The sequence below is a fragment of the Kribbella sp. CCNWLW201 genome, from assembly GCF_037203805.1.
Classification (GTDB): domain Bacteria; phylum Actinomycetota; class Actinomycetes; order Propionibacteriales; family Kribbellaceae; genus Kribbella.
This window is the reverse complement of record NZ_JBBCBQ010000004.1, coordinates 219,603-245,202: the sequence shown is the minus strand read 5'-3', so window position 1 is coordinate 245,202 and position 25,600 is coordinate 219,603. Positions and strand designations below refer to the sequence as shown.

At 68.7% G+C, this 25,600-nt stretch carries 22 protein-coding genes; 4 read left to right on the top strand and 18 right to left on the bottom strand.

Annotated features, from left to right (window positions below):
* Nucleotides 1-249: 249 nt before the first annotated feature.
* Both V9K99_RS19760 and V9K99_RS19755 read left to right on the top strand, forming a co-directional pair.
* Entirely contained in the window at nucleotides 250-1,575 is a 1,326-nt protein-coding gene (locus V9K99_RS19760; RefSeq protein ID WP_337001168.1) for a hypothetical protein, read from the top strand.
* A gap of 159 nt (nucleotides 1,576-1,734) precedes the next feature.
* Nucleotides 1,735-3,069 carry a class I tRNA ligase family protein gene (locus V9K99_RS19755; protein ID WP_337001166.1) on the top strand — a complete coding sequence of 445 codons (1,335 nt, stop codon included), beginning with the start codon at nucleotides 1,735-1,737 and terminating at the stop codon, nucleotides 3,067-3,069.
* 294 nt (nucleotides 3,070-3,363) lie between these two features.
* Here V9K99_RS19755 and V9K99_RS19750 read toward each other — a convergent pair whose 3' ends face one another.
* From V9K99_RS19750 to V9K99_RS19710, 9 genes are all read right to left on the bottom strand, one after another.
* The gene (locus V9K99_RS19750; protein WP_337001164.1) at nucleotides 3,364-4,302 is read right to left on the bottom strand and encodes a 4-(cytidine 5'-diphospho)-2-C-methyl-D-erythritol kinase; all 939 of its coding nucleotides are present in this window, start codon (nucleotides 4,300-4,302) and stop codon (nucleotides 3,364-3,366) included.
* Nucleotides 4,303-4,305: 3 nt separating this feature from the next.
* The gene (rsmA, locus tag V9K99_RS19745; protein WP_337001162.1) at nucleotides 4,306-5,184 is read right to left on the bottom strand and encodes a 16S rRNA (adenine(1518)-N(6)/adenine(1519)-N(6))-dimethyltransferase RsmA; all 879 of its coding nucleotides are present in this window, start codon (nucleotides 5,182-5,184) and stop codon (nucleotides 4,306-4,308) included.
* Nucleotides 5,185-5,231: 47 nt separating this feature from the next.
* Nucleotides 5,232-6,260 (bottom strand): transglycosylase family protein, encoded by a 1,029-nt coding sequence (locus V9K99_RS19740; protein WP_337322857.1) that lies wholly within the window; start codon nucleotides 6,258-6,260, stop codon nucleotides 5,232-5,234.
* A 309-nt stretch (nucleotides 6,261-6,569) separates the two neighbouring features.
* The gene (locus tag V9K99_RS19735) at nucleotides 6,570-7,184 is read right to left on the bottom strand and encodes a nitroreductase family protein (protein ID WP_337001158.1); all 615 of its coding nucleotides are present in this window, start codon (nucleotides 7,182-7,184) and stop codon (nucleotides 6,570-6,572) included.
* Entirely contained in the window at nucleotides 7,166-8,095 is a 930-nt protein-coding gene (locus V9K99_RS19730; protein ID WP_337001156.1) for an ornithine cyclodeaminase family protein, read from the bottom strand. Before V9K99_RS19730 ends, V9K99_RS19735 begins: the two co-directional genes overlap by 19 nt.
* Complete coding sequence (locus V9K99_RS19725; protein ID WP_337001154.1) at nucleotides 8,089-9,003, bottom strand: TatD family hydrolase; 915 nt, start codon at nucleotides 9,001-9,003, stop codon at nucleotides 8,089-8,091. Before V9K99_RS19725 ends, V9K99_RS19730 begins: the two co-directional genes overlap by 7 nt.
* A 17-nt stretch (nucleotides 9,004-9,020) precedes the next feature.
* Nucleotides 9,021-9,446, bottom strand: a complete 426-nt coding sequence (locus V9K99_RS19720; protein ID WP_337001152.1) for an SRPBCC domain-containing protein — start codon at nucleotides 9,444-9,446, stop codon at nucleotides 9,021-9,023.
* 64 nt (nucleotides 9,447-9,510) lie between these two features.
* Nucleotides 9,511-11,265: a methionine--tRNA ligase gene (gene metG / locus V9K99_RS19715; RefSeq protein ID WP_337001150.1), complete on the bottom strand. Its 1,755-nt coding sequence runs from the start codon at nucleotides 11,263-11,265 to the stop codon at nucleotides 9,511-9,513.
* Between the two features lie 41 nt (nucleotides 11,266-11,306).
* Nucleotides 11,307-12,218, bottom strand: a complete 912-nt coding sequence (locus V9K99_RS19710) for an NADP-dependent oxidoreductase (RefSeq protein ID WP_337001148.1) — start codon at nucleotides 12,216-12,218, stop codon at nucleotides 11,307-11,309.
* 139 nt (nucleotides 12,219-12,357) lie between these two features.
* Between V9K99_RS19710 and V9K99_RS19705 the strand changes: the two genes are divergently transcribed.
* Entirely contained in the window at nucleotides 12,358-13,626 is a 1,269-nt protein-coding gene (locus V9K99_RS19705) for a helix-turn-helix transcriptional regulator (RefSeq protein WP_337001146.1), read from the top strand.
* Here V9K99_RS19705 and V9K99_RS19700 read toward each other — a convergent pair.
* The 3 genes from V9K99_RS19700 to rsmI form a co-directional block, all read right to left on the bottom strand.
* Nucleotides 13,623-15,041, bottom strand: coding sequence for an ATP-binding protein (locus V9K99_RS19700; RefSeq protein WP_337001144.1), 1,419 nt, complete (start codon nucleotides 15,039-15,041; stop codon nucleotides 13,623-13,625). The genes V9K99_RS19705 and V9K99_RS19700 overlap by 4 nt on opposite strands.
* A gap of 70 nt (nucleotides 15,042-15,111) precedes the next feature.
* Complete coding sequence (metG, locus tag V9K99_RS19695) at nucleotides 15,112-16,677, bottom strand: methionine--tRNA ligase (RefSeq protein ID WP_337001142.1); 1,566 nt, start codon at nucleotides 16,675-16,677, stop codon at nucleotides 15,112-15,114.
* A 28-nt stretch (nucleotides 16,678-16,705) separates the two neighbouring features.
* A complete protein-coding gene (rsmI, locus tag V9K99_RS19690; protein WP_337001140.1) occupies nucleotides 16,706-17,557 on the bottom strand; it encodes a 16S rRNA (cytidine(1402)-2'-O)-methyltransferase in 852 nt (283 codons plus the stop codon).
* A gap of 186 nt (nucleotides 17,558-17,743) precedes the next feature.
* Here rsmI and V9K99_RS19685 point away from each other — a divergent pair, with 186 nt between their 5' ends.
* Nucleotides 17,744-19,294 (top strand): dolichyl-phosphate-mannose--protein mannosyltransferase, encoded by a 1,551-nt coding sequence (locus V9K99_RS19685; RefSeq protein WP_337001369.1) that lies wholly within the window; start codon nucleotides 17,744-17,746, stop codon nucleotides 19,292-19,294.
* 61 nt (nucleotides 19,295-19,355) lie between these two features.
* Here the strand turns inward: V9K99_RS19685 and V9K99_RS19680 are convergent, their stop codons facing one another.
* From V9K99_RS19680 to V9K99_RS19655, 6 genes are all read right to left on the bottom strand, one after another.
* On the bottom strand, nucleotides 19,356-20,018 hold the full coding sequence (locus V9K99_RS19680) for a DUF1707 SHOCT-like domain-containing protein (RefSeq protein WP_337001138.1): 663 nt from the start codon (nucleotides 20,016-20,018) through the stop codon (nucleotides 19,356-19,358).
* 20 nt (nucleotides 20,019-20,038) lie between these two features.
* Nucleotides 20,039-21,199 carry an MFS transporter gene (locus V9K99_RS19675; protein ID WP_337001136.1) on the bottom strand — a complete coding sequence of 387 codons (1,161 nt, stop codon included), beginning with the start codon at nucleotides 21,197-21,199 and terminating at the stop codon, nucleotides 20,039-20,041.
* Nucleotides 21,200-21,330: 131 nt separating this feature from the next.
* On the bottom strand, nucleotides 21,331-22,143 hold the full coding sequence (locus V9K99_RS19670) for a Rossmann-like domain-containing protein (protein WP_337001134.1): 813 nt from the start codon (nucleotides 22,141-22,143) through the stop codon (nucleotides 21,331-21,333).
* A complete protein-coding gene (locus tag V9K99_RS19665; RefSeq protein ID WP_337001132.1) occupies nucleotides 22,140-22,895 on the bottom strand; it encodes a phytanoyl-CoA dioxygenase family protein in 756 nt (251 codons plus the stop codon). The genes V9K99_RS19670 and V9K99_RS19665 overlap by 4 nt, the downstream gene beginning before the upstream one ends.
* A 9-nt stretch (nucleotides 22,896-22,904) precedes the next feature.
* Complete coding sequence (locus V9K99_RS19660) at nucleotides 22,905-23,963, bottom strand: pyridoxal-phosphate dependent enzyme (RefSeq protein WP_337001130.1); 1,059 nt, start codon at nucleotides 23,961-23,963, stop codon at nucleotides 22,905-22,907.
* Nucleotides 23,960-25,459, bottom strand: a complete 1,500-nt coding sequence (locus tag V9K99_RS19655; protein ID WP_337001367.1) for an ABC transporter ATP-binding protein — start codon at nucleotides 25,457-25,459, stop codon at nucleotides 23,960-23,962. Before V9K99_RS19655 ends, V9K99_RS19660 begins: the two co-directional genes overlap by 4 nt.
* Nucleotides 25,460-25,600: the final 141 nt, after the last annotated feature.

The window sequence follows — 25,600 nt, the reverse complement described above, 5'->3', positions numbered from 1 at the left end:
ATGCGTCGAAGTGATCAGTCCGATCGAGGTCGATCACACCGCGGCGCATCCCGTTCTCCCATTCGTCAGTGATTCCAAGGGCAAACGCTTGGATGCTAACGCCGCCGCGAGTTTGCCGCGACCGATTTTTCCTGAGCCCTTTCAGGAGCCGATCAGCGGCGATTACCCTGCCGCCCACGGCCGCCCGGGTCTCGTACATTCGCGGAACGAGACATCTGGGGCGGCCGTTGGGGAGGACAAGGAGTTCTCATGTCATTGACGGACGATTATCTCGCCGCCGCCATCACCCGGGGTCCCAAGCCGAGCGCGATCCGCGCAGCCATGGCTCCGCAACTCGACGCCACCGCCTACATGGGCCGCTGCCTCAGCCGGCCGGTCTTTCTGGAAGCGACCGAGTACCACCAACTGACGCACGACCTCGAGCTACTGCACTCTGCACTGACCCGCATTCCCGAGCGCCTGTTCGGCGGCGACCTGGCCGCGTTCGCCCTGGCGGTCGGCCTGACCGAGCAGCAGGCCGCGGCGGTCGTCCGGGGCCGCGGTACGGCGCCCAGCCGGTTCGCCCGGGCGGACCTGTACAAGGACGCAGACGGCTTCCAGCTGCTCGAGATCAACATGGGCAGCACCGCCGGTGGTGTCGACAATCCGATCCTCAACCGGGCGATGCTCGAGCTGCCCTTCATCCAGGACTTCGTCGGACAGCACGAGCTGAGCTACACCGAGACGATGGAGGAGGTCGTCCGGACGATCCTGGCCGAGGCCAAGGTGCCGACCGGCGTACGGCCGACGATGGCCATCGCGGACTTCCCGGACAGCTATCCGGAGCTGGAACGCCAGCTGCACAAGAGCGCGGCGATGCTGGCGCCGATGGGGATCGACGCGGTCGCCTGCCCGGTGGACGCGCTGAGCTACGCCGACGACCGCGTGTGGCTGGGCGACCGGCCGATCGACATCGTGTTCCGGCTGTTCATGATCGAGGACCTGCTCAAACCCGGCGCGGTCGAGATGCTCGAACCGGTTCTGCAAGCGTCCGAGCGGGGCCAAGTGGCGATCTTCACGCCGCTCGACGCCGAGCTCTACGGCAGCAAGGGCTCACTCGCACTGCTCTCCGACGAGGCCTACCGGGATCTCTACCCGGCCGACGAGCTGGCGGCGCTGGATCGGATCCTGCCCTGGACGCGGATGGTCCGCGGCGGCCCGGTGACGGTCGACGGCCGCAAAGTCGATTTGCTGGAGTACGCCGTCGCCGCCCGCGAGGATCTGGTCCTCAAGCCGACCTCGCTGCATGGCGGCGACGGAGTGCTCCTCGGCTGGCGGACTGATCCGGAGACTTGGGCGGATCGGCTCGGCGAGGCGATGGACAACCCGTGGGTCCTGCAGCGCCGGGTCCGGCCGCTGCCGGAGACGTTCCCGACCGATGACGGCGCGGAGGACTGGCTGCTCACCTGGGGAGCCTTCCTGGTGACGCAGGGCCTGGGTGGGTTCTGGGTCCGCGGATCGCAGGAGCTCGACGGCGGCATCCACAACATGTCCATGGGGGCGACCGGGAGCTGCTGCTTCTTCCGTTCCGCCTAGTCAAACGATCGCTTGGTCCGCCAGCCGGAAACCCTTTGTTTTGAAGGGTTTTCGGGCTGGTGGGCGGGCCGCCAAGAGAGTATTGTCGCGCCCTGTGATCGACTCGGTGAGAAGAGTTACCGGGTCGGCATCGTACCGCCGCCCACGGTAGGAGTGCCCATGTCGACAGGTGTGACCGCTGTGATCCTTCCACCCGCCACGGCGAACGGGCCGTTGCATGTGGGGCATCTGGCCGGTCCCTACCTGGCCGCGGACATCGCGGCGCGGGCGGCGCGGGCACGGGGTGAGCGGGTGGTGACGACGGCCGGCGTCGACGTCCATCAGAACTCGGTGCTGACCCGCGCCGACAGCGAGGGCGTCGACGTCGACAAGTTGGTCGCCGCGTATCGGGACGAGCTCGTCGACGCACTGGATGCCGCCAGAATCCGGTACGACGTCTTCCTCGACCCGCAGAGCGAGGCGTACCGGCACGGCGTCACCACCCTCGCCGCCGACCTCACCGAGGCCGGGCGGTTCCCCCTGCGCAGGTTGACGTTGCTCGCCTGTGAGGACTGCGGTCGGACGTTGCATCAGTCGTACGTCGTTGGCACCTGCGTCTGCTGTGGTTCGGAGGCCGTGGGCGGTGGTTGTGGGAGATGCGGCGGATATACCTCGGCCGCGAACCTGGTCGATCCGAGGTGCAACCGGTGCGGTGGTCGGCCGCGGCCGTTGAAGGCGCAGGTGCCGGTGCTCTCGATGGAGGACTATCGCCAGGAGCTGATCGAGATCTGGCTGCGGGCCGCGCTCCCGGATCGAGCGCGGCAGCTCGTCACGTACTACCTCGAGCGACGGCTGCCCGACGTACCGATCGCGTATCCGGCGGACTGGGGACTCGCCGGCACCGGACCGCACGAGGGACTACGGCTGGACGTGGACGCCGAGATCGGATTGTCGACAATCTACGGCGTTGCGCAGTCGATCCGGCCGGGAGCCGTCGGACTGGAGGAGACGGCACAGGCGTGGTCCGAGGTCGGCTCGCTGTGGCATTTCAACGGGATGGACAACGGGTTCGCCTTCGCGTTGTTCTGGCCGGCGGTGTATCTCGCCTGCGGGGTGCCGCCGGAGGCGATCGGTGGCGCGCAGGTCAACGAGTCCGCCAGCCTCGGCGCGGACAGCCGTGCCCCGGCGATCTGGCTGAACGACTTCCTGCACGACGAGGACGTCGACATCGTCCGGCTGTACCTCGCCTGGGACCGCCCGGACCGCCACCCGACCGACTTCACGCTCTCGTCGTACCGCCAGTTCGAGTCCTACGTCCGCCCCCTCCTCAACGGCGCGACCCACTCCACGCTGCCCGCCGTACTGGCCGAGGCCGAGATCAGACGAGGCACCGCCGCCCTATGCCCCCAAGCCTTCGACCCACCCCTAGCCGTCCGCTCAACCCTGACCGCCCTCCCCACCAACACCCCCGGCGCCAGACAACTGCTCTCAATCCTGACCGGGCAGACCTGCTGATCCCGGACGCCCACCACTCACCAACGCCCGCAGCTGCCGGAGACCCACGCTTGGGGTGCCGGACACCAGCTCACTCCACGACCTTAATGAGTGCTGGGCGTCCGCTGCGTGTGGGCTACGGGAGAAGGCCGAAGTCCTGGGCGAGCTCGTCCCTGGTGTCGGCTGCATCCCAGTCGTCGGTGCGGTTGATCCGTCCGGCGAGCGATCCCCGACCCGGTCGCGGGACCGACGTGGCGGAGGGGGCAGGCATCGGCGCATCGCGGAGTCAGGTGCTGCCTGCCTGTCCATCAGCTTTCACCGGTTGACGGTGGCGGGGAGGATTCGGGCGCCGGGGACGGGGCCTTCGGCTTGGCGGACCATTCGGCAGAGGCCGGATTCGGCGAGTTCTACGGCGAGGTCGACGGCGCTGCGGCTGTCGGCGGCGAGGAAGAGGCAGGTGGGGCCGGAGCCGGAGATCTGGGCGGCCAGGGCGCCTTGGTCGAGGCCGAACTGGAGGGTGTCGCCGAGTTCGGGGCGCAGGGACAGCGCGGCCGCCTGGAGATCGTTGCTGAGGGCAACCGCGAGGGCGCCGGGCTGGCCGGTGAGGAGCGCGGAGAGGAGTTCGGGCCGGACCTGCGGGGCCTCGACGCGGCGGAGCGGACGCAGTCGGTCCAGCTCGCCGTACACGGCCGGCGTGGACAGACCTCCGTCGGCGATCGCGAACACCCAGTGGAAGGTGCCGCGCGACATCACCTCAGTGACCTGCTCACCCCGGCCCCGCCCGAGAGCCGTGTGCCCGACCAGGCAGAACGGTACGTCGCTGCCCAGCTCCCCCGCGAGATGCTGCAACTCGGTCTGCGACAGCTGCAGACCCCACAGCCGATTGCACGCCACCAGAGTCGCTGCCGCGTCAGTCGAACCACCCGCCATCCCGCCCGCGACCGGGATCGTCTTCCGGACGGTCAGGTCGACGCCTTCCTCGACGTCGTACTCCGCCTGCAGCAGCCGTGCCGCCTTCACCGCAAGGTTGGTGTCGTCCGTCGGTACGTCGGCCGCGAAGTCGCCGATCACCTCGACCGAGATCGACGCGTCGTCGTCCCGCACGACCGCGGTGACATCGTCGTACAGGGCAACGGCCTGGTAGACCGTGGCGACGGGGTGGAACCCGTCGGGGCGCGGCGGGCCGACCGACAGACCGAGATTGATCTTGGCCGGCGACCGCACCGTGACCTCAGCAGAAGGTGGCACCCGCACAGGCTAGTGCCTGGCGGCGTCCGCGAGGGCGGCGAACTCGGTGATGCCGAGCATCTCGCCGCGCAACTTCGGGTCGATCCCCGTACGGCGGAAGACCTCGTCCAGCCGGTCGCGGTCCGGCAGCCAGCGGGCCAGGGCGGACCGAACGGTCTTGCGCCGCTGCGAGAAGGCCGCCTCGATCACCGCGAAGACCTCCTCGCGACTCGCCGCGGTGGGCGGCGGCTCCCGCCGCTCGAAGGCGACCAGCCCGGAGTCGACGTTCGGAGCCGGCCAGAAGACGTTCCGCCCGATCGCACCGGCCCGGCGGACATCGGCGTACCAGGCGGCCTTCGCGGACGGGACGCCGTACGTGCGCGAACCCGGCCCGGCCGCGAGCCGGTCGGCGACCTCGGCCTGCACCATCACCAGCCCGTGCCGCAGCGAGTCGGACACCTGGAGCAGATGCAGCAGCACCGGTACGGCGACGTTGTACGGCAGGTTCGCCACACACGCGGTCGGCGCGCCGATCTCGGCCGGCCCGACGTCCATCGCGTCCGCCTGGACCACAGTCAGCCGATCGGCCTGATCCGGCGCGTACGACGCGATCGTCGAGGGCAGCGCGGACGCCAGCAACGGGTCGATCTCGACCGCGGTGACCCGATGCCCCTCGGCCAGCAACGCCAGCGTCAGCGAACCCAGCCCCGGCCCGACCTCCAGCACCGTCTCACCACCGGCGGACAGGTCGGCCGCCCGGACGATCCGGCGGACGGTGTTGGGGTCGATGACGAAGTTCTGGCCGCGCTGCTTGGTCGGGCGGACCCCGAGGGCTGCGGCCAGTGAACGCACTTCCGCCGGACCGAGAAGTCTCGGTCCGGCGGACGTGGATGAATCAGACGAGGTCACCTCGTCAGTGTGGCAGTGCGGCCGCTTATCCCACCCCACCGCCCCGGTCAGGCGCGCTGGCCGCAGACCGGCCAGTCGCCGTAGCCGCCGCGAGCCGCCCGGACCTTCTCGGCGATCGCGATCTGCTGCGCCTTGCTGGCCAGGTGGGCGTTCTCCGCGTAGGCGTCGCCGCCGTACGCGACCCAGGTCTGGTGGCTGAACTGCAGGCCGCCGTAGTACCCGTTGCCGGTGTTGGTCGCCCAGTTGCCGCCCGACTCGCACTCGGCGATCCGGTCCCACACGCTGGTGTCGCCGACCGGCGGGTCGGTGTCGGTGCTCGGCGCCTCCGGCTTCGGCTTGGTGCCGACCGTGACCTTCGCGTCGACCGGTGCGGTGACGACCTTGCTCGTGACCACCTTCGTGGCGGCGAGCTTGCCGTCCAGGTAGGTGTACAGGTACGTGATCGACTTCTCGCCGGCCTTACCGGCGGCGGTGGTCTTCTTCGTTCCCTCGAGCAGGGTGGCCGACTTGGTCTCGTCGGTGCCGAACGCGATCGCCTCGGTCTTGGTGACCCGCTTCAGGTCGACCTTGACGTAGGCGATCCGGTTCACACCGGGCTTCAGCACGGTCGTCGCCGCCGGGGTGATCCGGTCGTCCTTGTCCCAGACGACCTTCGCGCCGGTCAGCGCCTCGCCGACGGTCGAGGCCATCGACTTGATGGTCGCGACCTTGCCCTGCCGCACGATCTGCACGGTCTTCGGGGTCTTGACGATGAGCTCCAGGCCCTCGCGCCCGATCGGCGCGCTGCGGCTGGTGGAGAAGACAGCCGCGGTGTCGTAGCGCAGGCCCAGATCCGCGAGCGCCTCGTTGACGCTGTCGGCGGTGGTCCAGAAAGCCTTCTTGGTGCCGTCGGTGGTGACGGTCAACTGGCGACCGTACTGAACCGCGATCTCCTGGCCGTCCTTCAGCTTGGTGTCCAGCGACGGGGCGACGACATCGTGCTCGCCGACCTGAACTTTCTCGGCCTTCAGGGCGTCTGCCACGGTGGAGCCGAAGGTGTGCACCTTCTGCACCTGGCCGTCGACGGAGAGACTCACGGTTTTGCTCTTGCTGGCATAGGCCACGGAGCCACCCGCGACAGCAAACGCGGCCGTCAAACTGACGGCCACGATGATGGACTTACGCACTAACGCTCCCAGGTAGGGCTACCCGGGCACGGGGTCGGACAGCACAGGCGCAGGCCACACAGACCGGGCGAAATGAGGCCTGGTCAACACGGTCTACGCCGAGGGGCGTGCTGCCCGGGATCTTCCCCGATCCCGGCCAACATCACGAGACAGTAACGAAGATGTCCCGGAAGCGCCAATCCTCTCGTCGGCGAGTCGCAAAAGGGTGTAATGAGGCCGTCACACCTGGTGACGACCCCAGTGCCCCCGGTGGACCACTTCCGCCGTACTCCGGCGGCCGCGTTTGAGCGACGGCGACCGCTTGTCCGGGGCCCGGTAACCGACCGACATCAGGCCGATCAGGTCGAACCCAGGCGGCACCCCGAACTCCTGGTAGAGCTTGCCCACCTTGTCCGCGGGAGGCCCGAAAAAGCAGGCTCCCAGGCCTTCGTCGACGACTGTCTGCAGCATCAGCAACACCGCCATACCGGTGTCGACGTACCAGTACGGCGCGGTCCAGCGGGACTCGTCGCGGTCGGTCCAGCCCTTGTCCGGCTCGGTGTAGCGATCGAGGTACGCGTCCTTGTGCGCGAAGGCCAGGATCAGCAACGGCGCCCGGCGCAGTCCTGTGATCCATTCCACATACTTCTCGTCGACGTCTTCGGCCGTGATTCCCCAGTACCGGTCCCGGTCGTCGCCCTCGAGGGTGAGGAACGCCCAGCCCTGGCTGAACCCGCCGGACGGCGCGTGCAGCCCGTTCTCCAGGATGCGTTCCCGGATCTCGGCCGGCACCGGGCGGTCGGGGTCGTAGTTGCGGACCATCCGGCGCCGCCGGACTACCTCACTGAACTCCATGAGGCACTGTCTATCAGCCGCGCCAGCAGGAACGCCTCGGTCCCCGCGAGCCCGACCGAGCAGAAGATCACGGTCTGATCCGGGCTGGTCCGGCCGGCCGCGTCACCGGCGAGCACCGCGCCCAGGCTGGTCAGCCGGGCCTGCTGCGGTGTCCCGGCCAGGATGAACGGCGGATCGTACGCCGACGTCTGCGCGACCGAGTCCGTCACCGCGACGTCAGCACGGGCAACCAGGTCCGGACCGAACTCGGCGCGCCCCACCTGCTTCGGCCCGAGCGTGGTCACATAGGCGCCAGGTGCGACCCAGTCCGCCTCGATCACCGGCTCCGGACTACTCGTCGCCAGCACCACGAGGTGGCGGCCTTCGACGGCTGCCCGGGCCGAGTCGACCGGGACCGCGTTCAGCCCCAGTTCCTCGGAAACCCTTGCAGCAAAGGCGTTCCGCCGTACCGGGTCCCGACTGAAGACCGCGACCGACGCCAGCGGACGGACCGTCGCGATCGCCCACAGCTGGGTCCACGCCTGGGCGCCGGTACCGATCAGGCCGACAGTTGTCGCATCCGGGTTCGCCAGTGCGTCGACCGCGACCGCACCGATCGCGCCGACCCGGCGCGGGCCGAGCTCGTTGCCCACAGCAACACCACGGACGGCGCCGGTGTGCCAGTCGTGGACGACGACGAGCTGGCTGCCCGGGTCGGTGTCGAAGGTGTCGTACGAGCGGTAGCCGTACCACTCGCCGGTCAACGCGCCGGTGGTGAAGACGAGGTTGCCGTCACCCAGGTCTGCGTGGACCCGCGGCGGCGTGTGCAACCGCCCGTCATGCGCGGCGAGGACCGCCTCACGGATCCATCTCACTGCATCGGCCGGCGCCAACTGCTCAGCTATGTCGGCATCCGTGAGGACTCTCACCATGCGCCGCCGAACGCCCTGTTCGCGTTGGTGTTCAGGGCGTCACAGAGCTCCGCGACCGAGATGTTCAGTACGCCGGCCATCTTCCGGACCGTGTGCGGGATCAGGTACGACGCGTTCGGCTGACCGCGATGCGGCGACGGCGTCAGGTACGGCGCATCCGTCTCGACCAGCACGTGGTCGAGTGGAGTCACGGCCAGCGCGTTCCGCAGCGACTGGGCGTTCTTGAACGTGACCACCCCGGCGAAGCTCAGGAAGGCGCCCCGGTTCACGCACTCGCGGGCGAACTCGGTGTCGCCGGAGAAACAGTGCATCACCAGGCGCTCCGGCACACCCTCGCGGTCCAGGATCTTCAGAATGTCGTCGTGCGCGTCCCGGTCGTGGATCATCAGCGTCTTGTCGAGCCGCTTGGCCATATCGATGTGCGCGGCGAACGACTCGTGCTGCGCGGCCCGACCGTCCTCACCGGTGCGGAAGTAGTCCAGCCCGGTCTCACCGATCACCCGGACCTTGTCCGAACTCTTCGCCAGCTGCTCGATCTCGGCCAGCGCGCTGTCCAGCTCACCGACGGCCTTCAGCTTCGGGGCCTCGTTCGGGTGCAGCGCGACGCCGGCGATCACGCTCTTGTACTGCTCCGCGGCCTCGACCGCCCAGATCGCACCCGGCAGGTCGCAGCCGACCTGGACGATCCGGGTGACCCCGACCGACGACGCCAGCTTGATCGCGTCGGCCGGGCTCAGCCAGGCACCGTCCTCGCCGTCGGCGATGTCGAGGTGGCAGTGCGCGTCGACCACACTCATCGGCAGCGGATCGGGCACCGCCGGCCGGGTCCGGTCCCGCGAGCGACCGTCCTCCCCGATGGCGGCCCGCTCGCGAGTGGGCCGGTGAACCTCCACACCGTCAGCAGACATAGTGCCAAGGTTACTGACTATTTCTCCGCGGCTTCCTTGACCTTGGTCACGAGCATCTCCCACATGCCCTTCGAGTGCTCGGCCTCTTCCTCGCTGTTGTTGTTGTCCTGGGTGAGTTTCAGGTGCGTCGACGTACCGTTGCCGTCCAGCGAATAGGTGAGCGTGTGGTAGTTCTCCGGTACGTCGGGCTGGCCGCTCAACGGGCTGTAGTGCGTCACCCGCAGCATCCGGCCGGGGTCGATCTCCAGGATCTCGCCCTTGTCCTCGTACTCCTTGCCTTCGTACTCACCGCTCCACGTGATCGGACTCCCCTGCTTCCAGTCCGTCTTCACGTCGGCGCCGAACATGAACTTCTTGATCTCGTCGGGATCGGTCAGCACGTCCCACACCCGCTCGGGTGAGGCCTTGATGTCCGTTTCCGCAGTGGCCAGGTAGTCAGCCATGACCCTCAACTCCTCTCTACCCCGACCGTACGGCCACCGCGCCTCACCGTCTTGTACAAACGCGTCACCCGAGCCGCGCGAGCTCCTCGTCGACCACTTCAGGCGGCAGTTTCGTGAAGATCGGCGTCGGCGGCCGCACCGGAGTCCCTGGTACGACGGACTCCTGCGACCAGCGTGGTTGCGCGGAGTAGTCGCCGGTGATGATCGGGTACGCCGGTCCGCCGTCGAGATCCTCGACCTCGTGAATCTCCGGCTGCGGCAGGAAGGTGCCAGTCCCGCCGAGTGCCTCGTGCACGCGTTGGGCCGAGTGCGGCAGGAACGGCGCCAGGAGTCGGTTGCTGTCGGCCACCACCTGCGCGGCGACGTGCAGGATCGTTGCCTTTCGCTCCTGGTCTGGCTCTTTCCAGGGCGCCTGCTGGGAGAGGTACTGGTTGGCCTCGGCCGCGTTGTGCATCGCCGCACCGATCCCGAGCTTGAGTCGCTGGTGCCGGAGATGATCGCCGACCGTGCTGAACGCCTCCTTGCTGGCGGCAAGCAGTGCCTGGTCGGCCGGGGTGAGCTGACCGGCCGCCGGGATCGCGCCGAAGTTCTTCGCGATCATCGACGCGGTCCGGTTCACCAGGTTGCCCCAGGTGCTGACCAGTTCGTCGTTGTTGCGCCGGACGAACTCGGCCCAGGTGAAGTCGGTGTCCTGGGTCTCCGGTCCGGCGACGGAGATGAAGTACCGCAGCGCGTCCGGTCCGTAGCGTTCGAGTACGTCGCGGACGTAGATCACCACCGACCGGGACGACGAGAACTTCCGGCCCTCCATGGTGAGGAACTCGCTGCTCACCACCTCGGTCGGCAGGTTCAGAGCGCCGTACGGGCCGGGAGAACTGTTGTAGCCGAGGAGCTCGGCCGGCCAGATCTGCGCGTGGAAGGTGATGTTGTCCTTGCCCATGAAGTAGTACGACTGCGCCTCGGGATCGCACCACCACTTGCGCCAGGCATCCGGGTCGCCGGTCCGGCGGGCCCACTCGATGCTGGCGGACAGGTAGCCGATGACGGCGTCGAACCACACGTACAGCCGTTTGTTCGGGTTGTCGTCCCAGCCCGGCAGCGGGACCGGGATACCCCAGTCGATGTCGCGGGTCATCGCGCGCGGCCGGACGTCGTCGAGGAGGTTGAGGGCGAACTTCAGCACGTTCGGCCGCCAGCCGGTGCGGGTCTGCAGCCAGGAGCCGAGTGCGTCGGCGAGGGCCGGGAGGTCGAGGAAGAAGTGCTCGGTCTCGACGAAGACCGGAGTCTCGCCGTTGATCCGGCTGCGCGGGTTGCGCAGGTCGTTCGCGTCCAGTTGGTTGCCGCAGTTGTCACATTGGTCCCCGCGGGCGGCGTCGTACCCGCAGATCGGGCAGGTGCCCTCGATGTAGCGGTCCGGCAGGGTGCGACCGGTCGACGGGGAGATCGCGCCCATCGTGGTCCTGGGGACGAGATATCCGTTGCGGTGAACGGTTTTGAACAGTTCCTGCGCGACGGCGTAGTGGTTGCGGGTGGTGGTCCGGGTGAACAGGTCGTACGACAGCCCGAGCCCTTGGAGATCGTCGACAATCACCCGGTTGTAGCGGTCGGCGAGCTCCTGCGGGCTGACGCCTTCCCGCTCGGCCTGGACCAGGATCGGCGTACCGTGCTCGTCCGTCCCCGACACCATCAGCACGTCATGACCGGCCATCCGCAGGTACCGGCTGAACACATCGGAGGGCACACCGAACCCGGAGACATGGCCGACATGCCTGGGACCGTTCGCATACGGCCACGCCACGGCAGACAAGATGCTGGTCATGCGGCCGACTGTAGAAGCCGGCCGGCCGCAAGACCATGTCTTTACAGCAGTACGACGACCTTGCCGGGGGCGTGACCGGATTCGCTCAGTTCCTGGGCCTTGGCGGCGTCGGCCAGGGCGAAGGTCTCGGCGATGCGGACCTGGAGGTTGCCGTCGGCCGCGGCCTGGAGCTGGTTCGACAGTCCGGCGGCGATCTCCTCGGGCGAGGCCGAGCTGCCCATCGACATCGCGACGCCCAGCTCGGCGGCCTGCATGTCGGCGATGGTGACGATGCGGTCGGTCCCGCCGCGGAGCTCGATCGACTCCTGCAGCCCGCCCAGGCCGGCAGCGTCGAACACGGCGTCAACGCCCTGCGGTGCGGCCTCGCGAACCCGGTCCAGCAGCCCTTCGCCGTACGCGACCGGGATCGCGCCGATCTCGCGCAGGAAGTCGTGGTTCGCGGGCGACGCCGTACCGATGACCGTGGCGCCCGCGGCCTTGGCGAGCTGGACGGCGATCGAGCCGACACCACCCGCGGCGCCGTGCAGGAGCAGGGTCTCGCCGGCCTTGAGCCCGAGCTCGTCCAGGACCCGCTGAGCCGTCTCGCCGGCAACCGGCAGCCCGACCGCCTGGTCCCAGCTCACCCCGGCGGGCTTGGGTACGACGTTCGCGACGACCGCGTGCTCGGCGTACGCGCCGGTCTTGGACCAGCCGACGACCTCGTCGCCGACCGCGAACCCCGCACCCTCGCCGACCTCGTCCACCACGCCCGCGACCTCGATCCCGGGCGTCGCCGGGAACGTGACGTCGATGAAGCCCTGGGTCCAGCCGCGGCGGATCTTGAAGTCGATCGGGTTCACCCCGGCGGCGCGGACGCTGACCCGCACCTCGCCCGGTCCGGCGTGCGGCTCGGTCACGTCTTGGGTCTGCAACACCTCGGGACCGCCGAATTCCTCGAATACCACCGCTTGCATATCCTGCCTCCATCGATTGATTGATGCTTCAACCAAGGGTGGCGCGGCCGGGCGGTTCTCCGACTGGCCGTTAGGACAGTTGTCCACCGCCCGAAAGACGGGCACGGGTGGACGCGTCAACCGACGTACCCTGGTCGACATGCTGAGGCCAGGCGAGAGCGTCGACGCGGCGGAGGTGCTCGCGTCGGTGGCGCAGATCATCGACGGACCGACGCCGGAGCTGCTCGAGCGACTGTCGACCGCGACCGCCGAACTGGTCCCGCACCGAGCTGTCGCCCAGCTCGCCTCCCAGTGCGCGTCGACCCCGGTCACCGCGTACGGCGATCCGACCCTAGCCGAGGCCGTGTCCGGTGCCGACCTGGCCGCACTGCTCGGCACCATCACCGCCGGTCAGCCGTGGCAGGGCGTCGTACCGATCGCGGGCTCGGAACACCCCGTCCTGGCTGTCTCCAGCGACCGGGCGCCGCGCGGATCCGTGGTCGTCTTCATCCGGTACGACGAGACGCCGACACCCGCCGACGCGGTGATCCAGCAGCTGTGGGACCTGGTCACCGCGCACATGTACCGGCTCACGCTCGAGCGGGAGCCCGGTGCGCTCGCGCAGAACCGGGCCGTGGCGGAGGCCCGCGCAGACGTCTCCGCCGAGCTCGGCGAGGCCCACGCGGCCACACTCGCCACTCTTCTCGGCGTACTGCGGAACCAGCGGATCGACGACGCCTCAGCTCGGTCGATGGCGGTGGAGCTGGCCCTGAACGGCCTGGCGGACCTCCGCACCGACACCCAGCGCGACCGGGTCTGCAGCGGCGAGGAACCGGCCGGCAAGGCCTTCGACCGGCTCGCGGACTCGCTCCGCGCGCTGCTCCGGCACGGCCCGGTCGACCTCGAGCTGGACGCCCCCGGCAACGACCGGCTGATCCCGGCCGGCGTCGCCCACCGAGCCCGGGTCGCCGTTCGGTCCGTCGTACTCGCGATGCTCACCCAGGACCAGGTACGGCGGATCCGCGTCGGCTGGCAGTGGACCGGAACGGAGCTCCAGGCCACCGTCCGCGACGACGGCCCCGGCCGGCTCGAGCACGTCCTCGACCTCGGTCAACTGGCCGAACGTCTCCGCCTGCACGAGGGCAACCTCGACCTGGACGCCGTACCAGGCTGGGGCCTGACCGCCCGGATCACCCTCCAGGCGACCTCGACCCCTCAGACCATCACGTCAGACCCACTGGCCGCCCTCGGCACCCGCGAACTCGAAGTCCTCGAACGCCTGGCCCAAGGCGCCCGCAACCGCTCCATCGCCGACGACCTCCACATCAGCGAATCCACCGTCAAGTTCCACGTAGCCAACATCCTCACCAAACTCGCAGTCACGAGCCGAACCCAAGCCGCAGCCCTCTACCACGCAACCGCGGTCTAGGGTCGGGTCCAGGCGGGCAGCAACTCCTCCGGTCCGTAGGTGGCATCGAGGCCCGAGGCTGTCACCCCGTTGCGGGAAACAGCAACCAGCCGGACCGTATCGTCGGTCAGGGCAGCACGATGCCGCTGGAGAGTGGCCAGGTCACGGTCATCGAAGCTGCTCTTCTCCAGCCACTTGATCGACCCGAGGAAGACCAACTCCTTGGCCACTGGTCCTCGATCGGCACCGACCAGGTCGATCTCGATGTCGTTGCTGCGGGTCCAATACCCGCCGACGACGGGTGCCGCCGGCAGTTGGTCGTCGGGCAGCAACCGGGCCAGCGACTCGCGGATGAGCGGCTCGACTGCCCGGCCCCGCCAACCGGTCCAGTTCTGCAGGATGCGCTGCAACGTCAGATCACCGCGCATCCGCTCGATCTCCGCCATGTGCGGGGCGAGGAAGGTCAGCCAGAACCTCAGGTAAGGATCGGCGATCCGGTACCGGCGCTCCTTCGACGACCGGAGCGAGACCGGCAATTCGGCCGCCACGATCCCCTTGTCCGTCAGCACCTGCATCGCTCTGGTCAGGCTGGTGTGGGCGACGCTGCCGGCCGCCCGGGCGATGTTGCTGAAGGTCCGCTCGCCGCTCCCGATCGCCCGCAGCACTTGACTGCTCAATGCTTGCGGTGGAAACTCCGCCGCCAGCGAACGCTCAGCCGACACCAGCAAGGGAGACGTGGGATCGGCCAGCGACGCCTTCAGGAACTCACGCAACGTTCCGCCCCGACGCCAGTCGCGACAGATCAACGGCAGCCCGCCGGTGACCAGGGCAGCGTCGATCGCGAGAGCCGGTGAGAGACCGAGCATGTCGGCCAGGTCGGCCGGGGTGAGCGGCCCGACGACCATCTCGCGGCCCCGTTGATGGAACGGCCGGTCGTAGCTGTTCAGCGACTCCATCATCGACAGGTCCGAGCCGACGAGCAGCAGAAGGACAGGCTTCCGGCTGAGCAACCGGTCCCAGGCCCGCTGCAGCAGCCCCTCGAAAGCGTCCACACGATCCATCAGGTACGGAACCTCGTCGATCACGACGACGCTGGGCTGATCATCCGGCAGCAACTCGGCGAGCAGGCGCAGCGCGGCACTCCACTGGGTTGGCGCCTCCTCGGCGAAGAGGCCGCGTTCAGGCAGACTCGACGCGGCGACCACCTCCGCCAGCTCAGTCAGCTCGTCCGCGGCGGACCGGCCGGCGGCCGTGAAGAAGACATACGGCACCTCCGCCGTACGAAGGAACTCCTCGACCAGGCTGGACTTACCGACCCGGCGGCGGCCACGGATCAGGATGCACTCTCCTGGCTGCACGGCGTTCGCGGCCGAGATGCGGTTCAGTGCGTCCCGCAGAACATCCAACTCGCGGACCCGGCCGATGAACCGCTGCACCCGGCACCTCCCAAGAAAGTATCACTGAGGATAGTATCATCGAAGATACTATCCTCAGTGATACCAAACCTCAGGACTCTTCGAGGCGGGGGAACAAGGCTTCGCCCTTGGTGAGGGTGGTGCCGGCGGGGAGTTGGCCCCAGGTGGCGGCGTCTTGGATTCGCTGGTCTTTGAGGGAGCCGAGCTTTTCTTCGGCGCCGAGGAGGGTCCAGAGCTTGGCGGACGTCTTGGGCATCGTCGGGTTGTGCAGTACGGCGACCGCGCGGAGGGCCTCGGCGGACGAGTAGAGGATGGTGGCGAGGCGGTCGCGCTGGGAGTCGTCCTTCGCGACCTTCCACGGCTCCTGCTCGGTGACGTACCCGTTGATCGCGCCGACCAGGTCGTTGATCGCGGCCAGGGCGTCGTGGAAGGCGAGCGTGTCGATCGCCTTGTCCGCGGTCGCCACGGTCTGGGCCAGCTTGTCCGCGAGCGCCTGCTCGGCCGGGCCGTGGTCGGTCGGCTCGGGCAGGGCGCCGTCGTAGTACTTGCCGACCATCGCCGCGATCCGGCTGGCCAGGTTGCCCAGGCCGTTGGCGAGCTCGGAGGTGTAGACCGCGCTCAGGTGCTCCCAGGAGAAGGAGCCGTCCGAGCCGAACTGGATCGTGCGCAGGAAGTAGTACCGGAACGCGTCCGAGCCGAAGTGGTCGGTGATCTCGTGCGGCGCGATCGCGGTCAGCTTCGACTTGCTCATCTTCTCGCCGCCGACCAGCAGCCAGCCGTGCGCGAACACCTGCCGGGGTACGGCGACCTCCGCGGCCATCAGCATGGCCGGCCAGATCACCGCATGAAACCGGAGAATGTCCTTGCCGACCAGGTGTACGTCGACCGGCCACAGCTGCTCGAACCGCTCCGGATCCGTGCCGTAGCCGGCCGCGGACACGTAGTTCAGCAACGCGTCGATCCAGACGTAGAGGACGTGGTCCTCGTCCCACGGGACCGGGATGCCCCAGTCGAAGGTCGACCGGGTGATCGAGAGGTCCTGCAGGCCCTGCTTGACGAACGCGATCACCTCGTTCCGGGCGCTGGCGGGAGCGACGAAGTCCGGCTGCGACTCGTACAGTTCCAGCAGCTTGTCGCCGTACGCCGAAAGCCGGAAGAAGTAGTTCGTCTCCGAGACCGTCTCCAGCTCGGTGCCGTGGATCATGCAGCGCTGGGTGCCGTCCTCGTCGGTGCGGATGTCCGCGGGGAGCTTGAACTCCTCGCAGCCGACGCAGTACAGGCCCTCGTACTCACCCTTGTAGACGTCGCCCTTGTCGTAGAGCGTCTGCCAGAACTCGCGGACCCGCTCGGTGTGCCGCTGCTCGGTGGTCCGGATGAAGTCGTCGTACGCGATGTCGACGTCGACCCAGGCCGGCTTCCAGGACTCCTCGACCAGCTTGTCCGTCCACGCCTGCGGGGACATGCCCTGCGCCTCAGCGCTGCGCATCACCTTCTCGCCGTGCTCGTCGGTACCGGTCAGGTACCACTTCTGCTCGCCGCGCTGGGCGTGCCAACGGGTCAGGACGTCCCCGGCCACCGTCGTGTAGGCGCTGCCGATGTGCGGCGGAGCCGTGACGTAGTAGATCGGGGTGGTGACGTAATAGGCCTTCTCGGACATAGGAAAAGGGTAGTGCCGCGCGCCAGTCCTATTTACCAGGGTCCCGGGCAGCGAGCACGGCGTCGTACACCGTCCGTTTGGGGACGTTGAAGCGTTTTGCGACGTCGGCGATGGCTTGTTTGCGGGGTGTGCCGGCTTCCTCGTCGGTCGCGACCTCGCGGGCGAGGTCCTCCGGGGTCACCACTTTGTCCGGGTCCGCGCCCGCGACGACCACGGTGATCTCGCCCCGTACGCCGTCCGCAGCCCACGTCGCAAGTTCCGCGATCGGGCCGCGTTTGACCTCTTCGTAGGTCTTGGTGAGCTCGCGGCAGACCGCCGTACGACGCTCCGCACCGAAGGCCTCCGCCATCGCCTCGAGCGACGCGGCCAGCCGGTGGGGCGCCTCGAAGAACACCATCGTCCGCGGCTCGTCGGCCAGCTCAGCCAGCCGCCGGGCCCGCTCCCCCGGCTTCCGCGGCAGGAACCCCTCGAAGGTGAACCGGTCCACGGGCAGCCCACTCAACGCCACCGCGGTCAGTACGGCGGAGGGCCCCGGCACCGCGGTCACGTGCACCCCGGCCTCGATCGCCGCCGCGACCAACCGATATCCGGGATCCGAAACACTCGGCATCCCCGCATCGGTCACCACCACCACGGTCTGCCCGGCGGTCAACGCCTCCAGCAGCTCCGGGGCCCGCTCCCGCTCGTTCCCCTCGAAGTAACTGACCACCCGGCCCGCGACCACGATCCCGAGCTCACCGGTCAGCCGTCGCAAGCGCCGCGTGTCCTCGGCCGCCACCACATCGGCCTCGCCCAGCACCTTCCCCAACCGGGCCGACGCATCCCCCACATCCCCAATAGGCGTCCCCGCCAACACCAATCGCCCGGTCACGGGGCCCATCATCGCAGCCTCAGGCAGGCGGCCGGGGGTCGGTGCTACTGGGGGCTCCGTACCATGGCGGGCGTGACTGCTGTGATCGAGGACGGGACTGCTCGGCGGGCCGACGCTGCCGAGGGGCGGGAAACGCTCGGGCGGGACGTGCTCGGGAGACGGCTGCCGCCGCTGAAAGAGCGGCTGTACCCGCCCATGCCGAAGGACTTCGAGGGCGGCTGGATCGCGACCCTGCTGATCACCGGGCTGGCCGCGTTCCTGCGGTTCTGGAACCTCGGCGACCCGGTGAAGTTCGTCTTCGACGAGACGTACTACGCCAAGGACGCCTTCAGCCTGCTCAAGTTCGGCTACGCGCGGCAGTTCATCGACCAGCCGGAGGGGGCCGCGGACAAGGCGATCCTGGCCGGCAACCTGGACGTCTTCAAGGACACCCCGAGCCTGACCGTGCACCCCGAGGTCGGCAAGTGGATGATCGCGGCCGGTGAGCAGCTGTTCGGGATGAACACGTTCGGCTGGCGGTTCATGCCGGCCCTGTTCGGCACCCTGACGGTGCTGCTGGTGATCCGGACCGTACGGCGGATGACCCGGTCCACCCTGATCGGGTGCATCGCCGGCCTGATGCTCGCGGTCGACGGCCTGCACTTCGTCATGTCCCGGGTCGCGCTGCTCGACATCTTCCTCGCGTTCTGGCTGGTCGCGGCGATCTCCTGCCTGGTCGCCGACCGCGACTGGACCCGCCGCCGGCACGCCGACTCCCTCGACAAGCCGACTCCGGACGGCGAACGCCGTACCTTCGGCCGCTGGCTGCTCTTCCGGCCGTGGCGGATCGCGGCCGGCGTCTGCTTCGGCCTGGCGCTCGGCACCAAGTGGTCCGCGGTTTGGGTGATCGCCGGGTTCGGCATCCTCGTCTTCGCCTGGGACTTCGGCGCCCGGCGCGCACTCGGCGTCCGCCGCCCGTTCATCAAGTCGGCGCTGATCGACGGCATCCCGGCGTTCTTCAGCATCGTCCTGGTCGCCCTGGTCACCTACACCGCGACCTGGACCGGCTGGCTGCTGCACGACAACGCCTACGACCACGACTACGCGTCCAAGAACCCGGCGCACGGCGTGATGAAGGTCGTCCCGGACGACTTCCGGTCGCTGATCCACTACCACCAGGAAGTGCTCGCCTTCCACACCGGCGACTACATCAAGAACGCCACCCACCCGTACTCCTCGAACCCGGCCGGCTGGCCGATCATCGCCCGCCCGATCGGGTTCGACGCGGTCAACGACATCAAGCCCGGCACGGCGGGGTGCACCGCCCAGGCCGGGACGAACTGCCTGTCGGTCATCTCCGCGCTCGGGACTCCCCTGCTGTGGTGGGGTGGCGCACTCGCGCTGATCGCCGCACTGGTCTTCTGGATAGGTCAGCGCGACTGGAGATTCGGCATCCCGATCGTCGGCTACGTCACCTGCTGGGTGCCGTGGTTCGCGTTCGACGACAGACCGATCTTCTTCTTCTACGCCGTCACGATGATCCCGTTCACGGTGATGGCAGTGGCCCTCGTCCTCGGCAAGATCCTCGGCCCGGCCCGGACGGCCCTCGGCCAGGCGACCCCGCGCCGGCTGATCGGCAGCGCGGTGGTCGGTGCGTTCGTCGTACTCGTCGTCCTGAACTTCGCCTACATCTGGCCGATCCTGACCGACCAGGTCCTCCCCCACCCCGACTGGCTCAACCGAATGTGGTTCAAATCCTGGATCTGACCACGCGCCGCCGGATCATCCGGCGACCCCCGACGGAGGCCAGTTACTCCACACGGGGGGGTCAGTGGCCGAGGTGGCCGTGGCCTTTGTTTTTCTTCTTGTGGCGTTTGGAGGAGGTTTGGCCGCCGACGCCGCCGAAGAGGGCGAGGCCCTTGACCACCACGACCGGGGCGTTCGGGTCCGGGTCGTCGCCGCCCTGGGCCGCGAAGCCGCCGAAGATGCCGACGCCCTCGTTGCGGACGGTGACCGCGTCCGGCACGGTGAGGTCGATCCCGCCGAACACGGCGAACGCCCAGATCGTCACCTCACGGCCCTCGAAGACCGCGTTCGTCATGTCCAGGTCGTGCCCGCCGAAGATCGCGACCGCGTTCGTCCGGCGCTTGACCCGCCACCGGCCCTTGCGCTCGCCGCCACCGAAGATCGCGACCATGGTGTCGAAGCTGTCCGACGGGTTGGCCGGCTCCTCGATCGGCACCGGGCTGTTCGACGTCACCGGGTTCACGACCGGCATCGCCTGCTGCGGTACGACGAGGTCCTGCGTGATCGGCTCGAGTTCGCCCAGGGTCCGGGCCTGCAGCGTCTGCTCGAGCCGCTCGGCATGCTCGTCCTGCGTCAACCGCCCGGACATCAGGGCGTCCCGCAGTACGTCGACCACCTGGTCTCGATCGGTGTCGGACGCGCGCAGGTGCGCGTGCGGGTTCGGGCGGTCGGGCAGGTTCTCCATAAGACGGAACAATAACCCCGTCAGCGGCGTACTCGCAGGGCAAAAAGCACCGCGATCAGGGTGATCGACGCGAAAGTCAGGGCCGTGCCCGGGTATCCACCGAGACCGAGGCCCAGACCGCCCAGCGCGGCACCCAGGAAGGTGCCGAGACTCATGCCGGCGGCGTTGATGCTGAGCGCCGAACCGCGGAGGTCGCCACTGCGGCGAACCAGCAGGGTGGTGACGCAAGCGGCGACCGTCGCGTGGCTCGCACCCATCAGCGCGGTGAGCAGCAGCGTCAGCGGGAGACTCGGCGAGAAGTAGAAGGCGGAGACGCTGATGAGGGCGGCGGCGAGTCCGATCAGGAGCATCTTCTCGGGGCCGATCCACGGGCTCTCGAGCGCGATGTAGCGGCCGGCCAGCAGGTTGCCGAGGAAGAACGACGCACCGCTCAGCGACCAGACCAGCGCGAACCAGCCCGGCGCGAGGTCGAACGTCTCGTCGTAGAACGCGGCCAGGTAGGCCAGGTAACCCATGAACGCGGCCGTCCGCAGCATCGCGACCACGAGCAGTGGCAGTGCGCCGGGAATCCGGCCCAGTTCGCGATAGGTCGCCAGATAGCTCATTCGCTGGCCACCGCCCGCCCGCAGCGGCGCCTTCCGCCCGCGGCCGCGCCAGAAGAACGCCGCCGACAACGCGAGCGAGACAGCCGACGCGGCGAGCAAGTTGCCCCGCCAACCCCACACCATCCCTGGTACGGCGAGAAGCGGGGCGGCCAGCATCGCCATCGCCGACGTGGTCGCGGACACCAGGGTCGCCGCTCGCCCAGCGGCCGCCGGCGAGTTGAACCGATCGGCCGCGGCGGCCCCGATCGACGGCGCCAGGATCGACGTCGACGCACCGATCAGCAGGCAGAACGCGGCCAGCGCGAACACGTTGCCGACGGCACCCAACGCGGCCGAGATCCCGAGCAACGCAAGCCCTCCGGCCGCGACCAACTCCCGAGCCATTCGGTCGATCAACGGCGCCAGCGAGAACCCGACGATGAGCGCCGCCAGACCACCGAGCCCCCGCAGCCCGCCGATCTCCGCCACGTTCCCGTCCGCCGCCGCCGCGATCGGCACCAGATACATCCCGAACACCGTGAACGGAATCAAACTCACCGCAGACGCCAGCAAAAACGGCCAAAGCCGCCGAGCCATCCGCAAATCCCCCGGCACCTCCGCCCCCGCGCTGCGCGCGGAAGCTGAGGTCGGAGTTGAAGAGGAGCCGGCTCTCAGCACAACAGCCGGGCGAGAGCTCGCGGCAGGCGCTGGATTCGGGGTGCTGCTACTCATGTGTCCGTCCTGGGGTAGCGGTAGAGGCTGCTCGGGCGGGAGCTGAATTGGGAGAAGGGGAAGGGTTCGGCGGAGAGGGCGGTGACGCCGGAGCCGAGGAAGGACCTGATCACGGCGCTTCCGGTCTGAGCATAGACCGCCAGCGGCTTCTCTTGCTGACGGCAACGATCTAGGAGTACGTCGAAACTCCCATTGGACAACGTCATTCCGGTCGCCACGACAGCATCGGCGGCATCGATTACCTCCGTCATGTCGCGGGAAACCGGCAACCCGGACGCCGTCTCGCGCAGATTGAAATCACATGGCAGACAAACTCCACCGCGCGCGGTGATCGCGTCGACGAGCGGGTTCACCACCCCGATCAACGCGACCTTGGTGCCCTCGGCAACATCCAGCAACCCGGCGACAGCGACATCCCGGGCCCGTGCCCGGACATCCGGCGTACCGGCGGGGAGAACGATCTCCTCGGCCTGCGGCGACGCGTGATGCGGCTCGACCGCCGCCAGGTACGCATCCAGCGCCGCGATCCGCACCGGCAGTGCCGCGTCAGAACGCAGTACGTCGGCCAACGTCAGACCCGACGTATCAGCGCAGTACGACGGGTCGAGCTCGCCGGCCTCGAACGAGCACGCACCGAAGACCTCGCCGACCCGCAGCAGCACGTAGTAGTTCCGATACGTCACGTCAGCACCAGGCAGCCGGGTCGTGTGGTGCAGCCAGAAGGCGCTGATGACGGGAAACTCGGCCGGCGAAGGGCCGTGGGCACCGGCGAGGACGGATGACGTGAGAGCAGCCACGGAAGCGGTCATGGCAGATCGGCCAGCCTTTCGGGGTCGTAAGTCAGGGCGGACAACTCGGGACGACCCGCGGGCTGGAAGCAGTACAGCAGCGAGCGACGATCGGACGCGGTCCGATTCGGCGCCGAGCGGTGCACCATCAGCCCGGGGAACATGAGGACCGACCCGGCCGGCGCCTCCACCGTCACCGCGCGGGACGCGTCGACGGCGAGCGGATCCACCAGCAGGCCGGTCGGATCCCGCGGATCCCGGCGGACCGGACCCTCCGCGGGACTGCCCGGAATCAACGTCATCGCACCGTTCGCGACGGTGTTGTCGTCCAGCATCACGATCGCGGTCGCGATGTCGTACGCCGGTTGCCCGGCACAGCAGTACCAGTACGGAAAGTCCTGGTGCCAGGCGAACTCCGAGCCGACCCCGGCCCGCTTGAAGTTCAGCTTCGCCACGAACCGCCCGGCCGTCGCACCGATCAGCGCACTCATCGGCTCGGTCAACCGCGGCTCGTCCCACAACTCATCCAAGGCCGGGTGCAACTGCGACACCGGCGACAGACTCCGAACGGCCTTCCCCGGCGCGTCCGGCTCCCAGTGGATCGTTGTCCCGCGCACCTTTTCCAGCCGGTGCCCGTCCGGCCAGACCGTCACGTCGGTCTCCCCGGCCTCAGCCGCCTGAACGACACCTGCATGTACACCTTCGGCCACATCCCGCAACCGGTCCACTTCAGTTGCCGTGAACAACTCCGGCAGCAAGACATAGCCCGTCACACCCTCAGCTTAATGCGACGGCGTCGCAGATGGGAACTCCTCGTGCCGGGCCAATGCCGATTCCCGCCGGTCCCACGACATCGCCGACCACGGCACCGCGAGCTCGTCCAGCGAGGCGATCTCCCGCGGCCGCATCGACGCCATCGGCCGCGCCTCGGCATGCCGGGCAAAAGCGGACTCGACGTACCGCGTCCCGGTGTCGGCGGCCAGGAAGACGTGCTTGCGACTGCTGTCGCAGTTGTGCTCCCACAGCGCCGACAGGTACGCCGCCCCGGCCGAGAGCCCGGCGAACACACCAGACGTCCGGAGCAGGTCCACCGCGGCCGACATCGCGTAGTCGAACGACACCCAGTGCAGCCGGTCGTACAACTCGTGCCGCACATTCCGGAACTCGATCGAGCTGCCGATCCCGGCGATGATCATCTCCGGGTCCTGGGTGTGCCCGGCTCCGAACGTGATGCTGCCGAACGGCTGCACCCCGACCAGGTTGACGTCCCGCCCGCGATTGCGCAGGTACTCCGCGATCGCACCGGTCGACGCACCGGTCCCCACCCCGCCGACCAGACACAGCGGCCCGGCCGGCACCAACTCGTTGACCAGATCGGCGACCGCGCCGTACCCGAGATAGTGGATGTCGTCGTGGTACTGCTGCATCCAGTGGTACGCCGGATTGTCGCGCAGGATCTCGCCGATCCGCCGGACCCGGAGGTTCTGGTCCAGTTGCAGATTGTTCGACGACGGCACCTGCTCGACCGTCGCGCCGAGGATCTCCAGCTGGATCTTCAGCGTCCGGTCGACCGTGGTGGACCCGACGATGTGGCACTTCATCCCGTACCGGTGACACGCCAGCGCCAGCGCGTGGGCGTAGATCCCGCTCGAGCTGTCGATCAGTGTGTCGCCGGGGCGGACCGCGCCGGTCTCCAGCAGATGGCGTACGGCGCCGAGCGCGGAGTACACCTTCATCGTCTCGAACCGCAGGCAGATCAGGTCGTCCCCGGACCCGTCACTGACCCGGATCGGATCCGGGTCCTTGATGGCCTCCGCCAGGTGGTCGTGCAGTCGCGTCATCGGCGCGGTTCGCTCCTCGTGTCGGCACAAGTGGTCAGCACGGGCGGAGAATCGGGGTGTCCCAGGCGGGCGGCCCTCACCAGCCGCTGGGTCAGTTCTGCTTTCGGTTCGGTCATCACGGTCGCGGGTGGGCCTTGCTCGATCACCCGGCCGGCGTCGATCACCAGGACCTGATCGGACACCGCCGCGACCAGGCCCAGATCGTGGCCGATCCAGACCAGCGCGGCCCCGCGGTCCTTCAACTCGGCGAGCAGTTCGACGACGAGCGTCGTACCACGGTCGTCGAGGGCTGTGGTGATCTCGTCGCAGACCAGTACGTCGGGATGCGCGAGGACTGCCCTGGCGAGTGCGGCGCGTTGCAACTCACCGCCGGACAACCGGCTCGGCGGCCGGGCCGCGGTGATCGCCGAGACACCGACGCGGGCGAGAGTGGCGACGGCTTCGGCGTGGGCTTCCGCGAAGGCGAGGCCGCGCAGGCGCTGGGCCGTGCGGGCGACCTGCTGGTCGACCGGGCGGCGTTCGTCGAACGAGCCGCGGACTTCCTGCCAGACGTACTGGACTCGGCGATTCTGCTCCAGCGATCGCTTGCGCAGCACGGGGAGATCGTCGCCGTCCAGGAGGATCCGGCCGGTGTGGCGCTCGTGCAGGCCGGCCAGGCAGCGGGCGAGCGTGGTCTTACCGCTGCCGGAGCGACCGACAACGCCGACGCACTGGCCGGGCCGGACGGCGAGGTCGACCTCATGCAGGATCGGATCACGGCCGCGAGGGCGCAGTGACGCTGACAGATTCATTGCCTGCAGCAATGGTTTGCCGGGACTCGGGGTTCCCAGCGACTGCAGTTCCAGGGCCGCGGGGAGCACCTCGGGACCGCCGGACTCGATCACCTGCCCGGCGGACAGTACGACGACATGCTCGGCCAGCGCCCGGACGAGGTCGAGGTCGTGGCTGAGCAGCAGGATGCCGAGCCCGCTCGACGCGAGCTCCTCGAGTTCGCTGACGAGCTGCAGCCGGGTGATCGAGTCGAGGCCAGTGCTCGGCTCGTCCAGTACCAGGACCTTCGGCTTGCAGGTCAGCGCCTGCGCCATCGCGATTCGCTGCCGCTGCCCACCCGAGAATTGATGCGGAAACCGCCGCAGGGTGTCCCGATCATCCGGTAACTGCGCCGCTCTGAGGGCTTCGTAGACGACCTGTTCATTCGGATGATGCAGTCGCTCCAACTCCCGCAGCGTCGCACCGATCCGCCGGGCAGGGTTGAGCGCACTGCCCGGATGCTGCGGCATGTAGGCCACCACCCGACCACGTACGGCGGACGCCGCAGCCGTCGGCCCGTTGCCATCAACAACCACCTGCCCGTCGACCTCGACCGCCCCGTCGAGCCGCACCCCGTTGCCGTGCTCCCCCAGCAACGCAAGCGCAGACGTGGTCTTCCCCGACCCCGAAGCACCAACCAACGCCGTCACCCGCCCAGCCCAAACCTCAAACGAGACCCTGTCCACCAGAACCGCCGACCCAGCGGTCGCCGCGAGACCCCGCACTCGCACCAGCGCCTCCTCCCCCTGCGCGGCGGACGGGGTGGTAACGGGGTGCCGGGAGGGCGGACTGGAGGAGTTGGACCGAGGCCGCAGGCTCATCTGCTC

Coding starts and splice junctions, on each gene's coding strand:
- metG (WP_337001150.1), bottom strand. CDS start 11,265: ATGACCAGCATCTTGTCTGCCGTGGCGTGGCCGTATGCGAACGGTCCC.
- V9K99_RS19710 (WP_337001148.1), bottom strand. CDS start 12,218: ATGCAAGCGGTGGTATTCGAGGAATTCGGCGGTCCCGAGGTGTTGCAG.
- V9K99_RS19670 (WP_337001134.1), bottom strand. CDS start 22,143: ATGACCGCTTCCGTGGCTGCTCTCACGTCATCCGTCCTCGCCGGTGCC.
- V9K99_RS19725 (WP_337001154.1), bottom strand. CDS start 9,003: ATGTCTGCTGACGGTGTGGAGGTTCACCGGCCCACTCGCGAGCGGGCC.
- rsmI (WP_337001140.1), bottom strand. CDS start 17,557: ATGGGCCCCGTGACCGGGCGATTGGTGTTGGCGGGGACGCCTATTGGG.
- V9K99_RS19720 (WP_337001152.1), bottom strand. CDS start 9,446: ATGGCTGACTACCTGGCCACTGCGGAAACGGACATCAAGGCCTCACCC.
- V9K99_RS19705 (WP_337001146.1), top strand. CDS start 12,358: ATGCTGAGGCCAGGCGAGAGCGTCGACGCGGCGGAGGTGCTCGCGTCG.
- metG (WP_337001142.1), bottom strand. CDS start 16,677: ATGTCCGAGAAGGCCTATTACGTCACCACCCCGATCTACTACGTCACG.
- V9K99_RS19675 (WP_337001136.1), bottom strand. CDS start 21,199: ATGGCTCGGCGGCTTTGGCCGTTTTTGCTGGCGTCTGCGGTGAGTTTG.
- V9K99_RS19735 (WP_337001158.1), bottom strand. CDS start 7,184: ATGGAGTTCAGTGAGGTAGTCCGGCGGCGCCGGATGGTCCGCAACTAC.
- V9K99_RS19680 (WP_337001138.1), bottom strand. CDS start 20,018: ATGGAGAACCTGCCCGACCGCCCGAACCCGCACGCGCACCTGCGCGCG.
- V9K99_RS19730 (WP_337001156.1), bottom strand. CDS start 8,095: ATGGTGAGAGTCCTCACGGATGCCGACATAGCTGAGCAGTTGGCGCCG.
- V9K99_RS19660 (WP_337001130.1), bottom strand. CDS start 23,963: ATGACGCGACTGCACGACCACCTGGCGGAGGCCATCAAGGACCCGGAT.
- V9K99_RS19685 (WP_337001369.1), top strand. CDS start 17,744: ATGCCGAAGGACTTCGAGGGCGGCTGGATCGCGACCCTGCTGATCACC.
- V9K99_RS19760 (WP_337001168.1), top strand. CDS start 250: ATGTCATTGACGGACGATTATCTCGCCGCCGCCATCACCCGGGGTCCC.
- V9K99_RS19755 (WP_337001166.1), top strand. CDS start 1,735: ATGTCGACAGGTGTGACCGCTGTGATCCTTCCACCCGCCACGGCGAAC.